Source organism: Kitasatospora sp. NPDC059795, from assembly GCF_042732175.1.
GTDB lineage: Bacteria > Actinomycetota > Actinomycetes > Streptomycetales > Streptomycetaceae > Kitasatospora.
Map to the genome: position 1 here is coordinate 2104 of NZ_JBHWID010000014.1, position 15199 is coordinate 17302.

Annotated in this window: 10 protein-coding genes; 6 read left to right on the plus strand and 4 right to left on the minus strand. The window is 71.0% G+C overall.

Annotated elements, in window-relative coordinates; all coding sequences use genetic code 11:
- Positions 1-133: 133 nt before the first annotated feature.
- Positions 134-1183, minus strand: a complete 1050-nt coding sequence (gene trpS, locus ACFV4P_RS25860; protein WP_380474961.1) for a tryptophan--tRNA ligase — start codon at positions 1181-1183, stop codon at positions 134-136.
- 787 nt (positions 1184-1970) lie between these two features.
- Between trpS and ACFV4P_RS25865 the strand changes: the two genes are divergently transcribed.
- Entirely contained in the window at positions 1971-2390 is a 420-nt protein-coding gene (locus tag ACFV4P_RS25865) for a hypothetical protein (RefSeq protein WP_158071941.1), read from the plus strand.
- A gap of 136 nt (positions 2391-2526) precedes the next feature.
- Here ACFV4P_RS25865 and ACFV4P_RS25870 read toward each other — a convergent pair whose 3' ends face one another.
- On the minus strand, positions 2527-3000 hold the full coding sequence (locus ACFV4P_RS25870; RefSeq protein ID WP_380474963.1) for an NUDIX hydrolase: 474 nt from the start codon (positions 2998-3000) through the stop codon (positions 2527-2529).
- A 214-nt stretch (positions 3001-3214) separates the two neighbouring features.
- Between ACFV4P_RS25870 and ACFV4P_RS25875 the strand changes: the two genes are divergently transcribed.
- Entirely contained in the window at positions 3215-4159 is a 945-nt protein-coding gene (locus ACFV4P_RS25875) for an ATP-grasp domain-containing protein (RefSeq protein WP_380474965.1), read from the plus strand.
- Between the two features lie 60 nt (positions 4160-4219).
- Here the strand turns inward: ACFV4P_RS25875 and ACFV4P_RS25880 are convergent, their stop codons facing one another.
- Together ACFV4P_RS25880 and ACFV4P_RS25885 are read right to left on the minus strand one after the other, a co-directional pair.
- Positions 4220-7936, minus strand: coding sequence for an ABC transporter ATP-binding protein (locus ACFV4P_RS25880; protein WP_380474967.1), 3717 nt, complete (start codon positions 7934-7936; stop codon positions 4220-4222).
- A gap of 223 nt (positions 7937-8159) precedes the next feature.
- On the minus strand, positions 8160-8822 hold the full coding sequence (locus tag ACFV4P_RS25885) for a TetR/AcrR family transcriptional regulator (RefSeq protein WP_380474969.1): 663 nt from the start codon (positions 8820-8822) through the stop codon (positions 8160-8162).
- Between the two features lie 129 nt (positions 8823-8951).
- Here ACFV4P_RS25885 and ACFV4P_RS25890 point away from each other — a divergent pair, with 129 nt between their 5' ends.
- The 4 genes from ACFV4P_RS25890 (at position 8952) to ACFV4P_RS25905 (ending at position 15199) form a co-directional block, all read left to right on the plus strand.
- The gene (locus ACFV4P_RS25890; RefSeq protein ID WP_380474971.1) at positions 8952-10664 is read left to right on the plus strand and encodes a carboxyl transferase domain-containing protein; all 1713 of its coding nucleotides are present in this window, start codon (positions 8952-8954) and stop codon (positions 10662-10664) included.
- A gap of 93 nt (positions 10665-10757) precedes the next feature.
- Complete coding sequence (locus tag ACFV4P_RS25895; RefSeq protein WP_380474973.1) at positions 10758-12959, plus strand: acetyl/propionyl/methylcrotonyl-CoA carboxylase subunit alpha; 2202 nt, start codon at positions 10758-10760, stop codon at positions 12957-12959.
- Complete coding sequence (locus ACFV4P_RS25900) at positions 12956-13951, plus strand: hydroxymethylglutaryl-CoA lyase (RefSeq protein ID WP_380474975.1); 996 nt, start codon at positions 12956-12958, stop codon at positions 13949-13951. Before ACFV4P_RS25895 ends, ACFV4P_RS25900 begins: the two co-directional genes overlap by 4 nt.
- 57 nt (positions 13952-14008) lie before the next feature.
- A complete protein-coding gene (locus tag ACFV4P_RS25905) occupies positions 14009-15199 on the plus strand; it encodes an acyl-CoA dehydrogenase family protein (RefSeq protein WP_380474977.1) in 1191 nt (396 codons plus the stop codon).

A 15199-nucleotide genomic window follows, 5' to 3' on the forward strand; every position in this document is an offset into this window, starting at 1 on the left:
GGGGGGTATCTCCCTCTCCGGGGGGGCTTGCGGGGGGGGGTGCGGCTTGGGGGCGGACGGGTTTTAGGGGGGGGGGGGGGCCCGGGGGGGGGGGGGGGGGGGGGGGGGGCCCCCCCCCCACACCACCCCGAGGTCAGAACGTGCCCATGGCGGTGCGGACTTCGGTGAGGGTGCGGTCGGCGATGGCGTTGGCGCGGGCGTTGCCGGTGTGCAGGACTTCACGCAGCAGCGCACGGTCGGCAGCCAGTTCGGCTCGACGGGTGCGCAGGGGGCGGAGGTGCTCGTTGACCGCCTCGGTGGCAGTGCGCTTGAGGTGGGCGGCTCCGCCGGAACCGATCTCCTCGGCAACGGCGTGCGGGTCGCGGTCCTGGCAGAGGGCGATCAGCAGCACCAGGTTGGAGACGCCCGGGCGGGTGTCGGGGTCGTAGCTGATGTGCCGGTCGTTGTCGGTGACCGCGCCGCGCAGCAGCCGCGCTGTCTCGTCCTCACCGGCGCCGAGGGTGATGGCGTTGCCCCGGCTCTTGCTCATCTTGCCGGCGTCGGTGCCGAGCAGCAGCGGTGCCTCGGACAGCAGGGCCTGGGGCTCGGGGAACAGAGGAGTGTAGCGGTCGTTGAAGCGGCGGGCGATGGTGCGGGTGGTCTCCAGGTGCGGCAGTTGGTCCTGGCCGACGGGGACCAGGTCCGCCTTGCAGAACAGCAGGTCGGCGGCCTGGTGGACGGGGTAGGTGAACATCAGTCCGCTGACGGCGGCCTGTCGGGAGTGGGCGATCTCGTCCTTGACGGTGGGGTTGCGGGAGAGTTCGGCGACGCTGATCAGGCTGAGGAAGGGCAGCATCAGCTGGTTGAGGGCGGGGACGGCACTGTGGGTGAAGATCGTGGCCTGTTCCGGGTCGACTCCGGCGGCCAGGTAGTCGAGGACCAGCCTCTCGGCGTGCTCGGCGACCCGGTCGGCCCGGTCCCGGTCGGTGATCACCTGGTAGTCGGCGATCACGATCAGCAACTCGATTCCCAGGGCTTGGAGTTGGACCCGGTTTCGGAGTGTGCCGAAGTAGTGGCCGAGGTGCAGCGGCCCGGTCGGGCGGTCGCCGGTCAGGATCCGGCGGTGGCCTTCGACGGTCGGGGCGATCAGCGGGGTGGCGGTGCCCGGCGTGGTGGTCGTCGTGGTGTCTGCGGTGGCGGTCATGGCGGGGTTCTCCTCGGTTGCGGTGGTGGCCGCCCGCCGGGGTGGGCCCGGGTCCGTCGGAGATGATCGCGCCGGGGCCGCCCGTACGGACGGCCCTGGAGTCATGTATGGGGATCGGCCGTCCTAGGACGGCCACCAGCGCAGGCATGACGTGAGAGACATGCGCTCACGATAACGCGGCCGCAGGATCGGCGGGCCGACTTCCGGCCGGACGGCACGGAACCGGCAGGCTGTGCACACACGTCCCTTGGCCCGGCACGCACTCGTGGTGCAGGATCGGGCGAGCCGAGAATCCGGAGGGTGTCCAGCCATGACCTCGCTCGACCAGAACGCGCCGACCCGGCCGGACGCGGACGCCAATTCCCCTGCGGCAAGCGCGAATTCGGCGGCACCCGGCTCGGCTCCCGACTTGGGGAGCGGTTCGGGGCCTGGTTCCGGGCACGGCTCGGCGCCGTCCGGGTCTGGCTCGGACGGAGGCTCGGATGCCGAGGCGGGCGGTCACAGAGTCCCGGACAGCCGTGACGAGGTCCCCGACTGGTCGTCGGCGGTGGCCGAGCCGTCGCTGCCTGGGGCGCCGGCGGTGCCCGGGGCTGCTCGGGAGGCCGATGGCCTCGGGGCTGCGGGTGCCGAGGGCTTGGTGAGGGGTGGGGCTACGGGCTCTCCTGGGTCGCTCGGTTGGTCGTCGGGGGTCTGGGGCACGGGCATGGTGACGGGACGGGTGCGGCCACCGCGGCGGCCGACTCCTTCGCGGCGGCTGAGCCAGGTGCGGGCCGTTCCGTCCGCTCCGGTGCCGCCCGGGGGCGCACTGGCGAACGGGCTGGTCGCCGCCGAGGTGGAGAGCGCCCCGGCCGCCCCGGTGGGTGTGCCGATGGGTGTGCTGATCGGTGGGTCCCCCGGGTTGGTCGACGCTGCCGGCCCCGGCGTGGCCCGGGTCACGGAGCGCCGGGTGTCCGCCCAACTGCTGCGGTTCGGCTCCGGGACCTGCCAGGTGGTGCTACCGGAGTGGCGGCCTGCCATCGCGGTATCGGTTCCCACCGAGCAACTGCAGCGCTCGACCGGGATGACTCCCGAGGAGCTGCGCTCCGCCCTGCTGTCGGTGGTGATCAACCCGGAGGCGGTGCACGACCGTGAGCTGGGGCTGCGCGACTGGCAGGCCGAGGTTCCGGTGGCTCGCGGACGCCGGAGGGGTCGGCGTCAGGTCCGCTGACCGTCGGGCCCGGTCGGCTGCGAGCGCGGTTGCGGTGGTGACTGTGGGGTCCGTGGGTGCTGGAACGGGCGGCTCCTCTCTTCGTGCTGCCGAGGTTCGGTCCGGGCCGGGGTGTTGCGGCTTGCCGTACCTGCTGTCAGCCGGGCTGGTTCGTGATGGTGTTGGGCACGTAGCCGAGGTGGACGGGGACGATCGAGCCGTCTTCCGCGGTGCGGAGTCCGGTGAGCAGGGCCGACAGGTCCGGCGGCCAGAGCGGATCGGCGTCCGGTGCCGCCAGTTCGGTGGATGTCCACCAACGCCAGCCGAGGATGCCGTCGGTGCGGTGGACCGCTGCCACGTCTCCGGGCTCACGCCGCGGACCGTGGCTCAGGAATATGTGCTCGTGTTGACGCACGGGCGTGCCGTGCCAGGTGAAGTCGTGCTCCCAGGTGCAGAGGAGTTCGCCGGGCTGGAGGTCGGTCCAGCCGGTTTCCTCGCGCAGTTCGCGGAGCGCCCCCTCGGCCGGGGTCTCACCTGGCTCCAGGCCGCCACCTGGAGCGTTCCAGTGCACCCCGACTTCGGAGTTGTCCGACCGGAACAGGAACACCTCGCCCTCCGGCGAGAGCACCACCGTTCGCGCCGCTCGGCGGGGTAGCCGTTCACGTTCGGGCTTCTGACGTCCTGTGATCCATCGCACACGGAGAGCCTGACAGTGCAGCTGCCGGACTGTCGATCGAGTTTTCGGCCACCATGGCGGGTCGGCGCGGGCCTGCGGAACAGAATGCCTGGTCAACGCCGGGTCAAGGACAGCTCCTCAACCGATCGGTGGACCTAATCTGAGCCTCATGGTCGACCCCACCGTCATCCTTCCCTCCGACCCGCTCCTGCCTCGCCGGGCGGACCCGCACTTCGCCTGGGAGGCCGGACTGATCCGGGCCGCCGGCGGTAGCCCCGCGCTGCTCGACCACGATGCGCTGCTGACCGGGGATGTCGAGGCCGCCGTCCGACGTGTCCCCACCGGGTCGGGGCCGCTCTGGTACCGCGGCTGGATGATCCCCGTCGCCCGGTACGCCGCGCTGGCCGGGGCTCTCGCCGACCGGGGCTGCACCTTGCTGACCGGGCCGGACGAGTACGCCACCGCCCATGAGCTGCCGGGCTGGTACCGGACGTTCGAGCCCGTGACACCCGCCAGCGCCTGGCTCCCCGGCCCCTCCTGGGACCGCACCGTCCTGGCCACGGCCGCTTCTGCCCTGGGCGGGCGCGGCCCTGCGGTCGTGAAGGACTACGTCAAGTCCCGCAAGCACGAGTGGCACGAGGCCTGCTACGTCCCCGAGTTGGCCGACCTCGATGCGCTGGAGCGCGTGGCGGCGCGTTTCACCGAGCTGCAGGGCGAGTTCCTGGCGGGCGGGTTGGTGCTTCGCCGCTTCGAGTCCTTCGCGCGGACGGCGGACGGCCGGGCGGAGGAGGCCAGGATCTGGTGGGTGGACGGCGAACCCGTGCTGATCGGGCCGCACCCCGACTGCCCGGCCAGCCGGGTCGAGCCCGATCTGTCGGCCGTCCGCCCGCTGGTGCGGAAGTTGGGGTGCCGCTTCGTCACCACGGACCTGGCGCGGCTGGCCGAGGGCAACGCTGACGGCCGCGACGCCGTCGGTCCGAACGACCGGGGTGCCGGGAGCGGTTGGCGGGTGGTGGAGGTCGGGGACGGCCAGGTCAGTGAGCTGCCGTCCGGGGTGGATGCCGAGGTGCTGTTCCGGGTGCTGCTGGATGCCGCACGACCCGGGCGAGCTTGAGCCTGCGAAAAAACGCCCCGGGCCCGGCAGTCTGCCGGGCCCGGGGCGTCGATGAACTGATCAGCCGAGCACCGGCGCGGGGTGCCCGTCCGCGATGAAGGCGTTCCACAGCTTGGCGTAGGTGCCGTCGCGGTCGAGCAGTTCGGTGTGGGTGCCGTCCTCCACTATGCGCCCGTGGTCGAGGACGACGATCCGGTCGGCGCGTTCCGCGGTGGTGAGCCGGTGGGCGATGACCAGGGTGGTGCGCCCGCCGCTGAGTCGGTCCGCCGCGTGGTTGACGGCGGCTTCGGTGGCGAGGTCGAGGGCGGCGGTGGCCTCGTCGAGAAGCAGGATGTCGGGGTCGACCAGCTCGGCCCGGGCGAGGGCGATGAGTTGACGCTGACCGGCAGAAAGGTTTCGGCCACGGGCGGCGACGGTGTGCTGGTAGCCGCCGGCGAGTCGGGTGATCATGTCGTGCGCACCGACCGCCTTGGCCGCGGCCTCGACCTCAGTGTCACTCGCCCCCGGGCGCCCGTACGCGATGGCGTCGCGGACCGTCCCGGCGAACAGGTAGGCCTCCTGCGGGACGACGCCGAGCCGATGCCGGTATCCCTCCAGGTCGTAGCTGGTCAGGTCGGTGCCGTCGACCCGGACGGTGCCACCGGTGGCGTCGTAGAACCGGGCGACCAGTTTGACCAGGGTGGACTTGCCCGCGCCGGTCTCGCCGACCAGCGCGACGGTCTGGCCTGCCGGTATGTGCAGGTCGATTCCGGAGAGGACCTCGGGCTTGCCCTCACCTCCGCCGTTGTAGGCGAAGCTGACGTTCTCGAAGGCGATCTCACCGCGCAGCGCCCCGACCGGAACGGGCTGTTCGGCCTGCGGCGTACTGGTCGGGGTACGCAGGAGTTCGCGGATGCGGCCGAGGCCGACGGCCGCCTGCTGGTAGCCGTCGAAGATCTGCGAGAGCTGGCTGACCGGTGCGAAGAACAGGTCGATGTACAGCAGGTAGGCGACCAGTGCACCGATGGTCAGCGTGCCGTGGTCGACGCGGGAGGCGCCGACGATCAGGACCATGGTGGAGGCGACGCTGGACAGGAACTGCACGAACGGGAAGTACACCGAGATGTACAGCTGGGCCTTGACCCGGGCGTGCCGGTAGGCGAGGCCCCGCTCGACGAACCGGTCGATGTTGGCGTCCTGGCGGCGGAAGGCCTGGACGATCCGCATGCCCGCGACGTTCTCCTGCAGATCGGCGTTGACGGTGCTGATCAGGTCGCGGGAGATCTGGTACTGCTGGGCGGACTTCTTGCGGAACACCAGGGTGCCGATGATCAGCGGCGGCAGCACCATGAGCACCACCAGCGCCAGGCCGGCGTCGATCACGACGAGGGCCACGAAGATGCCGAAGAAGGTGAACAGACTGACCACGGCGGTGACCACGCCGGTCTGCAGGAACGAGGATATGGAGTCCACATCCGTCGTCATGCGGGTCATGATCCGGCCGGTCAGCTCACGCTCGTAGTAGTCGAGGCCGAGTCGGTTGAGGTGGGCGAAGATCTTCAGCCGCAGCGTGTAGAGGACGCGTTCGCCGGTACGCCCGGAGACCTTGCTCTCGGTGGCCTGAACCAGCCAGTCGAGCATGACGACGACGAGTGCCAGCAGGGCGGCGACCGCGACGCCGCCGATGGCGGCCTTGCTGACACCGTCGTCGATGCCGTGCCGGATCAGCACCGGCAGGGCCAGGCCGGCGGCGGTGTCCAGCGCGACCAGCAGCAGCGCGAGCAGCAGGGGACGACGGAACGGGGCGAGCAGCCGGGCCAGGTTGAACCTGGGGTCCGCGATCTCGGCCTGCTCGACCGGGATGTCGGGGGTGTCGGTCGCGGGCGGCAGGGCGGCGACCTTGGCGAGCAGTTCGGCGTCGGCTGCGGACTTCTCGGCGGCCGGTGCGGCGTTCGTGCTCTCCGCGGCTTCGGTGCCCTGCTCGGGCTCGGTGGGTGCCGGGGCCGCCAGTGCGTCCGGGTCGGTGATCAGCGACCGGTAGCGCGGACATCGGGCGGTGAGTTCGTCGTGGGTGCCGATGTCGACCAGCCGACCGGCGTCCAGGACGGCGATGCGGTCGGCGAGTTGCAGGGTGGAGCGGCGGTGCGCGATCAGCAGGGTGGTGCGGCCGGCCATCACGCTGTCCAGCGCGTCATGGATCTCCGCCTCGACCTGCGGGTCGACGGCGGAGGTGGCGTCGTCGAGCAGCAGGATCCGGGGGTCGGTGAGGATGGCGCGGGCCAGAGCGATGCGCTGGCGCTGGCCACCGGAGAGGGTGAGGCCCTGCTCGCCGACCTTGGTGTCGTAGCCGTCCGAAAGCTCCCGGATGAAGCCGTCGGCCTGGGCGATCCGGGCGGCGGCGAGGATCTGCTCCTCGGTGGCCTCGGGGTGGCCGTAGGCGATGTTGGTGCGGACCGTGTCGGAGAACAGGAAGCTCTCCTCCGGCACGATGCCGATGGCAGCGCGCACCGAGTCGAGGGTGACTTCGCGGATGTCCTGTCCGAACAGGCGGACGCTGCCGGAGGTCGGATCGTAGAAGCGGGGCACCAGCTGGGCGACGGTCGACTTGCCGGAGCCGGATGCGCCGACCAGTGCCAGCGTCTCCCCCGGTGCGATCCGCAGGCTGAGGCCGTCCAGTACCGGAACGCCGTCGGGGGCGCTGCCCGGCTCGGGGTGTTCCTCGGCCCGGTAGTGGAAGTCGACCTGGTCGAGTTCGAGCGCGGGCGTGCCGGCCGGCGCCGCCGCGTCCGGGTCGAGGGGTCGGGCGTCCGGGGCCTCGGTGACCAGCGGGCGCTGGTCGATCAGCTGCATGACTCGTTCGACACCGGCGCGGGTCTGCTGGGCGACGGTGATCACCATGGCGAGGAACCGGACCGGGCCGGTCATCTGTGCCAGATAGGTGGAGAAGGCGACGAAGGTGCCGAGGGTGACATCGCCCCGGACGGCCAGCCAGCCGCCGACGGCAAGCACCGCGACCTGCCCGAGTGCGGGGACGGCCTGCATCGCCGGGGTGTAGCGGGCGTTCAACCGGATCGAGCGGAGCCGGGCCGCGAACAGTTCGCGCGAGACCCGCTCCAACTTGCCGCGTTCCTGGGCCTCCTGCCCGAAGCCCTTGACCACCCGGACGCCGCCGACGGCGGCATCCACCACGCCCGCGACCTCGGCCGCCTGCTGCTGGGCCGCCCAGGAGGCGGGGAAGAGGCGCTTGCGGCTGAGTGTGGACAGCCACCACAGGACCGGGGCCATCACCAGCGCGATCAGGGTGAGCGGCGGCGACAGCCAGAGCATGACCACCACAGACATGCCGAACATCAGGGCGTAGCCCGTCATCATCGGCATCATCGACAGCAGCCCGTTGACCAGTTGCAGGTCGGAGGTGGCGCGGCCGACCACCTGCCCGATGTCCAACCGGTCCTGGCGGTGACCGTCGAGTCTGGTCAGCGTGCGGAACAGGTCGGCACGCATGTCGTTCTGGACGTCCACCGCGAGCTGCCCGCCGTAGTAGCGGCGCATCTGCGTGCACAGGAACACCGCAGCAGCCGCGACCAGCAGCAGCACCGCCCACGGGGTGAGCGAGCGACGGTGCGTGGTGATCACGTCGTCGATGATCAGCTTGGTGATGAGCGGGATGATCGCGGTGATCGCCATGCCGACGAGCGAAGACCCGAAGGACAGCAACAGGTTGCGACGGTAGCGCCAGCAGTAGCCGCCGAGCCGGCGGAGCCAGCCTTGCTCTGGGAAACCATGAGTCTCGGGCATATTTAGTGATGCTAACCATTCGGCCGATTGAGCGTCCACCGGATTGGACGGGCGCACAGGAGGCTGAACGGCCGGGGGCCGAGCTTCCTTCCCGTCTTCAGCCTGCCCACGGCACGCGGTGGTGCGCCTCCTACGGTCGGCTACATCCGGATCGTCCGATCGTCCTAGGCGGGGGTGTAGCCAGCTACAGCCCGGGCCCTGGCTCCACCTGGAAACCCGCAGGTCAGACGGTCGGGTTCGACTCCACGGCGGCTGCGGCAGCGGCTACGAACGCGCCCTGGGCCAGCGCGCGCAGCAGTGTGGCCATCGCATCCCGGGTCAAGCCGGCCCGCTCGACGGCGAGGTCCGCCGGGGCAGCCTGTGGTGCGGCACTGTGCGGGGTGGAGTTCAGCAGGCCGAAGACCGCGTGCACGGCAGCACGGGCGACCGGCTCCGCTTCGGCGGCGGCCAGCGGGGCGAAGGCCTCGCGCACCATGGTGACCCACAGCTCGACATAGCCACGCTGCAGTCGGCGGACCCGACGGCGGTCCTCCTCCTTGAGATGGAGCAGTTCGCGGTCGTGCAGGATGATCAGGTCCCGGTCGTCCAAGGCGAAGTCGATGTGCCCGTCGATCAGGGAGTCCAGCGCGGCCGGCGGCCCCGCGGCCGCGCCGACCCGACGGCGCCCCTCGTCCAGCAGGCGCTCGCTGATGCCGACCAGGAGGTCGGCGAGCATCGCGTCCTTGCCCGCGAAGTGCCGGTAGAGGCCCGGACCGCTGATGCCTACCGCCTTGCCGATCTCGTCCACCCCGACTCCGAGGAAACCGCGGGCGGCGAACAGCCTGGCGGCCTCCTTCCGGATCTGGTCACGGCGTGGGAGCACAGGGGCGACGGGGCGGTTGGGCATGCTGCCCATCGTAGACAGTCGGGTTATCGCTGGTTAACCTGGCCACAGAGTTAACGCTCATTAACACGGGCTGGCCGGCTCGCCCTTCGGCCTGCCCCGATCCGATCCGAGGGCAAGGGAGCTCTTGGGATGGTCCCCTCTTCGGCACCGACCTCGTCGCTGTCTCCGGCTTCGCCGCGAGACGCCGCCACGCATGCACAGGTACCGCTGTTCGGCGCGGCTGCGGCACCCGCACCTCGTCTGGAGAGCGCGGTCGACCCGGCGTCGCCCACCGGTCTCGCCAACGCACAGGCCCACCGGGCGCTGGTCGCCGAACTGCGCGAGAAGCTCGCGACGGCGGCCCTCGGCGGCGGTGAGAAGGCACGCGCCAAGCACACCGCCCGCGGCAAGCTCCTGCCCCGGGAACGGGTGGACACCCTGCTCGACCCCGGCTCGCCCTTCCTGGAGCTCGCCCCCCTGGCGGCCGACGGCCTGTACGACGGGGCCGCCCCCGCTGCCGGTGTGATCGCCGGCATCGGACGGGTAGCCGGGCGCGAGGTCCTGGTGGTGGCGAACGACGCCACGGTCAAGGGCGGCACCTACTACCCGATGACGGTCAAGAAGCACCTGCGCGCGCAGGAGGTGGCCCTGGAGAACCGGCTGCCCTGCATCTACCTGGTGGACTCGGGCGGCGCATTCCTGCCGATGCAGGACGAGGTGTTCCCCGACCGCGACCACTTCGGCCGGATCTTCTACAACCAGGCGCGCCTGTCCGCCGCCGGGATCCCGCAGATCGCGGCGGTGCTCGGCTCGTGCACCGCGGGTGGCGCCTACGTTCCGGCGATGAGCGACGAGGCGGTGATCGTCCGCAACCAGGGCACCATCTTCCTCGGCGGCCCGCCGCTGGTGAAGGCCGCCACCGGCGAGGTGGTGACCGCCGAGGAACTCGGCGGCGGCGACCTGCACTCGCGCACGTCCGGCGTGACGGACCACCTGGCGGAGGACGACGCGCACGCGCTCTCCATCGTCCGCACCATCGTGGCCGGGCTCGGCCCGCGCGCCGCCAAGCCCTGGCCGCTCGCCCCGGTCGAGCCGCCCGCCGTCGACCCGGCCGGACTGTACGGCGCGGTGCCGGTGGACCCGCGCACTCCTTATGACGTGCGCGAGGTGATCGCCCGGCTGGTCGACGGCAGCCGCTTCGCCGAGTTCAAGGCGGAGTACGGCACCACCCTGGTGACCGGGTTCGCCCGCATTCACGGCCACCCGGTCGGCATCGTCGCCAACAACGGCGTCCTGTTCGCCGAGTCCGCGCTCAAGGGCGCGCACTTCATCGAGTTGTGCGACCAGCGGGGCATCCCCCTCCTCTTCCTGCAGAACATCACGGGCTTCATGGTGGGTCGCCAGTACGAGGCCGGCGGCATCGCCAAGCACGGCGCCAAGATGGTCACCGCGGTGGCCTGTACCCGGGTGCCGAAGCTGACGGTGGTGATCGGCGGTTCCTACGGCGCGGGCAACTACTCGATGTGCGGCCGGGCCTACTCGCCTCGCTTCCTGTGGATGTGGCCGAACGCGAAGATCTCCGTCATGGGCGGGGAGCAGGCTGCCTCGGTGCTGGCCACCGTCCGCCGCGACCAGTTCGAGGCCCGCGGCGAGGACTGGCCGATCGAGGCCGAGGACGAGTTCAAGCGCCCGGTCCGCGAGCAGTACGAGCGGCAGGGCAACGCGTACTACGCCACCGCACGACTGTGGGACGACGGCGTGATCGACCCCATGCAGACCCGTACCGTGCTCGGCCTGGCGCTCACCGCCTGCGCCAACGCCCCGCTCGCCGAACCCCGCCCGTACGGGGTCTTCCGAATGTGACGCCCCACCGGAGGGCCGAGCCACGGACCGGTCACCGCTTCTGAAGCATCGTCATCTCGCTCCCTCGTCCTCTCGCAACGGAGGTACACCTCCATGTTCGACACCGTGCTCGTCGCCAACCGCGGCGAGATCGCGCTACGGGTGACCCGCACCCTGCGGCAGCTGGGCGTGCGCTCGGTCGCCGTGCACAGCGACGCGGACGCGGACGCCCCGCATGTCCGGGCCGCTGATCTGGCAGTCCGGCTCGGGCCCGCCGACCGAAGCGACAGCTCGGCCGCCGAGACGTACCTGCGCACCGACCTGATCCTCGACGCCGCCCGCCGGACCGGAGCGCAGGCCGTCCACCCCGGCTACGGGTTCCTCGCCGAGAACCCCGCCTTCGCCGAGGCCTGCACGCAGGCCGGGCTGGTCTTCATCGGCCCACCGCCGGCTGCGGTGGAGCTGATGGGCGACAAGATCAACGCCAAGGAGGCCGTCCGGGCCGCCGGGGTGCCCGTCGTCCCCGGCAGCGAGGACGGCTCGCCCAGCGACGACCAGTTGATCGCGGCGGCTACCCGAATCGGCTATCCGGTGCTGCTCAAGCCCTCGGCCGGCGGCGGCGGCAAGGGCATGCGCCTGGTCCGGGACCCGGCCGAACTGCCCGCCGAGCTCGCCGCCGCCCGCCGGGTGGCCCGCACCGCGTTCGGCGACGACACCCTGCTGCTGGAGCGCTGGGTGGACCAACCGCGCCACATCGAGGTGCAGGTCCTGGCCGACACCCACGGCCGGACCGTTCACCTCGGCGAGCGGGAGTGCAGTCTCCAGCGCCGCCATCAGAAACTCATCGAAGAGGCTCCTTCCGTCCTGTTGAACGCCCGGACCCGGGCCGCGATGGGCGCGGCCGCGGTGCGTGCCGCCGAGGCCTGTGGCTACACCGGCGCCGGCACGGTCGAGTTCATCGTTCCCGGAGGGGACCCCGCGGGGCCGGACGGGGGCGACGTCCTCGACTTCTTCTTCATGGAGATGAACACCCGCCTCCAGGTGGAACACCCCGTCACGGAACTGGCCGTCTCCGTCGACGGCCCCGAGGGACCGCAGCGGCTCGACCTGGTCGAGTGGCAGCTGCGCGTCGCCGCGGGCGAGAAACTGTCGTTCACACAGTCGGACATCTCCTTCCTGGGCCACGCGATCGAGGCCCGTATCTGCGCCGAGGATCCGGAACGGGACTTCCTCCCCACCGGCGGCGAGGTACTGCTGCTGGACGAACCCTCGGGCGAGGGCATCCGGGTGGACTCCGGAATCGCACCCGGCGACCGGATCGGCAGCCTGTACGACCCGATGCTCGCCAAGGTGATCGCGTACGGGCCCGACCGTCCGACCGCGATCCGTCGGCTGCGGGCCGCACTCGCCGAGACCCGCATCCTGGGCGTCACCACCAACACCGGCTACCTGCGCCGGCTGCTGGCTCAGCCCGAGGTGATGGCAGGTCGGCTCGACACCGGCCTGGTGGAGCGCAGCGCCCAGCAGAACCCCTCCCTGCTGAGCTCTCCGTACACCCGGCCCGAAACGATCGACCTGCTCTACTTCGCCGCCGCGCTGGTGCGACAGCTCGGACTCGGCCACGCCGACGCCTCCGACGGCTGGACCGATCCCTTCTCCCTCCCTTCGGGGTGGCGACTCGGCGGCGAGGCGGCCTGGACCACGCACCGGCTGCGACTCCCCGGACGGGAGCCCGTCGCCGTGCGTTGCCGAATGACTACCAGCGGTGAATTCGAGAGCGCTATCGGTTTTTCCGCCACGGCAACCCCCGGGTGGCAGATCCGCCTCGACGACGGCCCGGTCCGGAAGGCCCGAGCGACCCTGGACGGAAACCTGCTCCGCCTTGCGGTTGACGGCCTGCAGGCCACTTTCACGGTCTCCGAGGAGCGCACCGCGGAGGGCGTCACGCACTGGCTCGGCGTCGACGGAGACGCCTGGCCCGTTCACCCGTTCGACGCAATCGCCGAGCGGGCCGCCGCCGGCACCGCCCACCACGGCACCCTCACGGCACCGATGCCCGGCACCGTCACCGTGGTGAAGGTCGAGGCCGGCGAGCGGGTCCGCCGCGGACAGGCGCTGCTCGTCCTGGAGGCCATGAAGATGGAGCACGTCATCTCCGCACCGCACGACGGCACCGTCGAGGACCTGCGGGTCACCACCGGCGCCACTGTCGCGATGGACGCGCCCCTGGTGACGGTCGCCTCCGACGAGGAGGAAACCGCCGGTTCCGAGGCGGAAGCCGACACCAGCGCGAAACTGCCGGAGGCTGCACGATGACCACCGCTCCCGACCGGGCCGCGCCCGAGCCGACCGTGCTGGCGCTCGGTCTGCCGGACGCCGTGCGCGACCCCGACCTGCCCGCGCGAGTACGAATCCACGAGGTCGGCGCCCGCGACGGGCTGCAGAACGAGAGCAGCTTCGTCCCCGTCGAGGTCAAGACGGAGTTCATCGCCCGACTCGCCGCCGCCGGGCTGCGCACCGTGGAGGCCACCAGCTTCGTCCACCCCAAGTGGGTGCCGCAGCTGGCCGACGCCGAGGAGCTGATGCCTCGGTTGGCCGAGCTGCCTGCACGGTATCCGGGCCTGCGCCTGCCCGTCCTGGTGCCCAACGAGCGCGGCCTGGACCGGGCGCTGACTCACCACGCCGGTGAGATCGCGGTGTTCGCCAGCGCCACCGAGACGTTCGCCCAGCGCAACCTCAACCGCTCGGCGGACGAGGCGATGGCCATGTTCCGGCCGGTGGTCGAACGTGCCACGGCGGCGGGCGTCCCGGTGCGCGGATACCTGTCGATGTGCTTCGGCGACCCGTGGGAGGGCCCCGTCCCGATCGCCCAGGTGGTCCGGCACGGCCTGACTCTGCTGGAGATGGGTTGCACCGAGCTGAGCCTCGGCGACACCATCGGCGTAGCGACGCCCGGCCAGGTCAAGGCGCTGATCGACGAGTTCACTCGATCCGGCGTACCGGTCGACCGAATTGCGGTGCACTTCCACGACACCTACGGGCAGGCACTGGCGAACACCCTGGCCGCGCTCCGCTCCGGCGTGACCATCGTGGACTCCTCCGCCGGCGGACTCGGCGGCTGCCCGTACGCCAAGAGCGCGACCGGCAACCTGGCGACCGAGGACCTGGTCTGGATGCTGCACGGCCTGGGCATCGAGACCGGCATCGATCTGGCGGCGCTCGCCGACACCAGCGGCTGGATGGCGCGCCACCTCGGCCGCCCCAGCCCCTCGCGGACCGTCCGCGCCCTGCTCGGGCCCACGGCCTGACCTCTGACTCCACCACCCCCACCCGGCCCACCAGGCCTCGATCCAGGAGGATCACCCGTGCTCGACCACCGGCTGAGCAGTGACTACGAGGATCTCCGCCGCACCGTCGCGGAGTTTGCCAACGACGTGGTTGCGCCGAAGATCGGCGAATACTACGAGCAGAATGAATTCCCGTACGAAATTATTCGGGAAATGGGGCGGATGGGCCTGTTCGGGCTACCCTTCCCCGAGGAGTACGGTGGCATGGGCGGCGACTATTTCGCGCTCTGCCTGGTCCTGGAGGAACTGGCCCGGGTCGATTCCTCGGTCGCGATCACCCTGGAGGCTGCGGTCTCGCTCGGTGCCATGCCGATCCACCTCTTCGGCACCGAGGAGCAGAAGCGCGAGTGGCTGCCGAAGTTGACGTCCGGGCAGATGCTCGGCGCGTTCGGCCTCACCGAGCCCGAGGGTGGCACGGACGCCGGCGGAACCCGCACCACCGCCCGCTACGACGAGGCCACCGACGAGTGGGTGATCAACGGCAGCAAATGCTTCATCACCAATTCCGGAACCGATATCACCGGGCTGGTGACCGTCACCGCGCTGACCGAACCGATCGCACATTCGAGTGACGAAGGTGTAAACAACTCGCCCACGAGGGAGATCTCCTCCATTATCGTCCCCACTGGAACTCCCGGGTTCCAGGTTTCGAAGAAGTACTCGAAGGTCGGGTGGAACGCCTCCGACACCCGCGAACTGTCCTTCACCGATTGCCGAGTTCCCGCGGCCAACCTGCTCGGCCGCCGGGGCCGCGGCTACGCCCAGTTCCTTCGCATCCTCGACGAGGGCCGCATCGCCATCGCGGCTCTGGCCACCGGCCTGGCCCAGGGGTGCGTCGACCAGTCGCTGTCCTACGCCGCCACTCGCCGCGCCTTCGGCCGGCCGATCGGCGCCAACCAGGTCATCCAGTTCAAGCTCGCCGACATGGAGATGCGCGCACACACCTCCCGCCTGGCCTGGCGGGACGCCGCCTCCCGGCTGCTGCACTCCGAGCCCTTCAAGAAGGAGGCAGCCATTGCCAAGCTCTACGCCTCCGAGGCCGCGGTCGACAACGCGCGCGAGGCGACCCAGATCCACGGTGGCTACGGCTTCATGAACGAGTACCCGGTCGCCAGGTTCTGGCGCGACTGCAAGATCCTGGAGATCGGCGAGGGCACCTCGGAGGTCCAGCGGATGCTGATCGCGCGCGAGCTCGGCGTGAACTCCTGA

What these genes read in the sequence shown, in the direction of transcription:
- ACFV4P_RS25875 (WP_380474965.1), top strand. Translation starts at nt 3,215, where the DNA reads ATGGTCGACCCCACCGTCATCCTTCCCTCCGACCCGCTCCTGCCTCGC.
- ACFV4P_RS25900 (WP_380474975.1), top strand. Translation starts at nt 12,956, where the DNA reads ATGACCACCGCTCCCGACCGGGCCGCGCCCGAGCCGACCGTGCTGGCG.
- ACFV4P_RS25880 (WP_380474967.1), bottom strand. Translation starts at nt 7,936, where the DNA reads ATGCCCGAGACTCATGGTTTCCCAGAGCAAGGCTGGCTCCGCCGGCTC.
- trpS (WP_380474961.1), bottom strand. Translation starts at nt 1,183, where the DNA reads ATGACCGCCACCGCAGACACCACGACGACCACCACGCCGGGCACCGCC.
- ACFV4P_RS25890 (WP_380474971.1), top strand. Translation starts at nt 8,952, where the DNA reads ATGGTCCCCTCTTCGGCACCGACCTCGTCGCTGTCTCCGGCTTCGCCG.
- ACFV4P_RS25885 (WP_380474969.1), bottom strand. Translation starts at nt 8,822, where the DNA reads ATGCCCAACCGCCCCGTCGCCCCTGTGCTCCCACGCCGTGACCAGATC.
- ACFV4P_RS25895 (WP_380474973.1), top strand. Translation starts at nt 10,758, where the DNA reads ATGTTCGACACCGTGCTCGTCGCCAACCGCGGCGAGATCGCGCTACGG.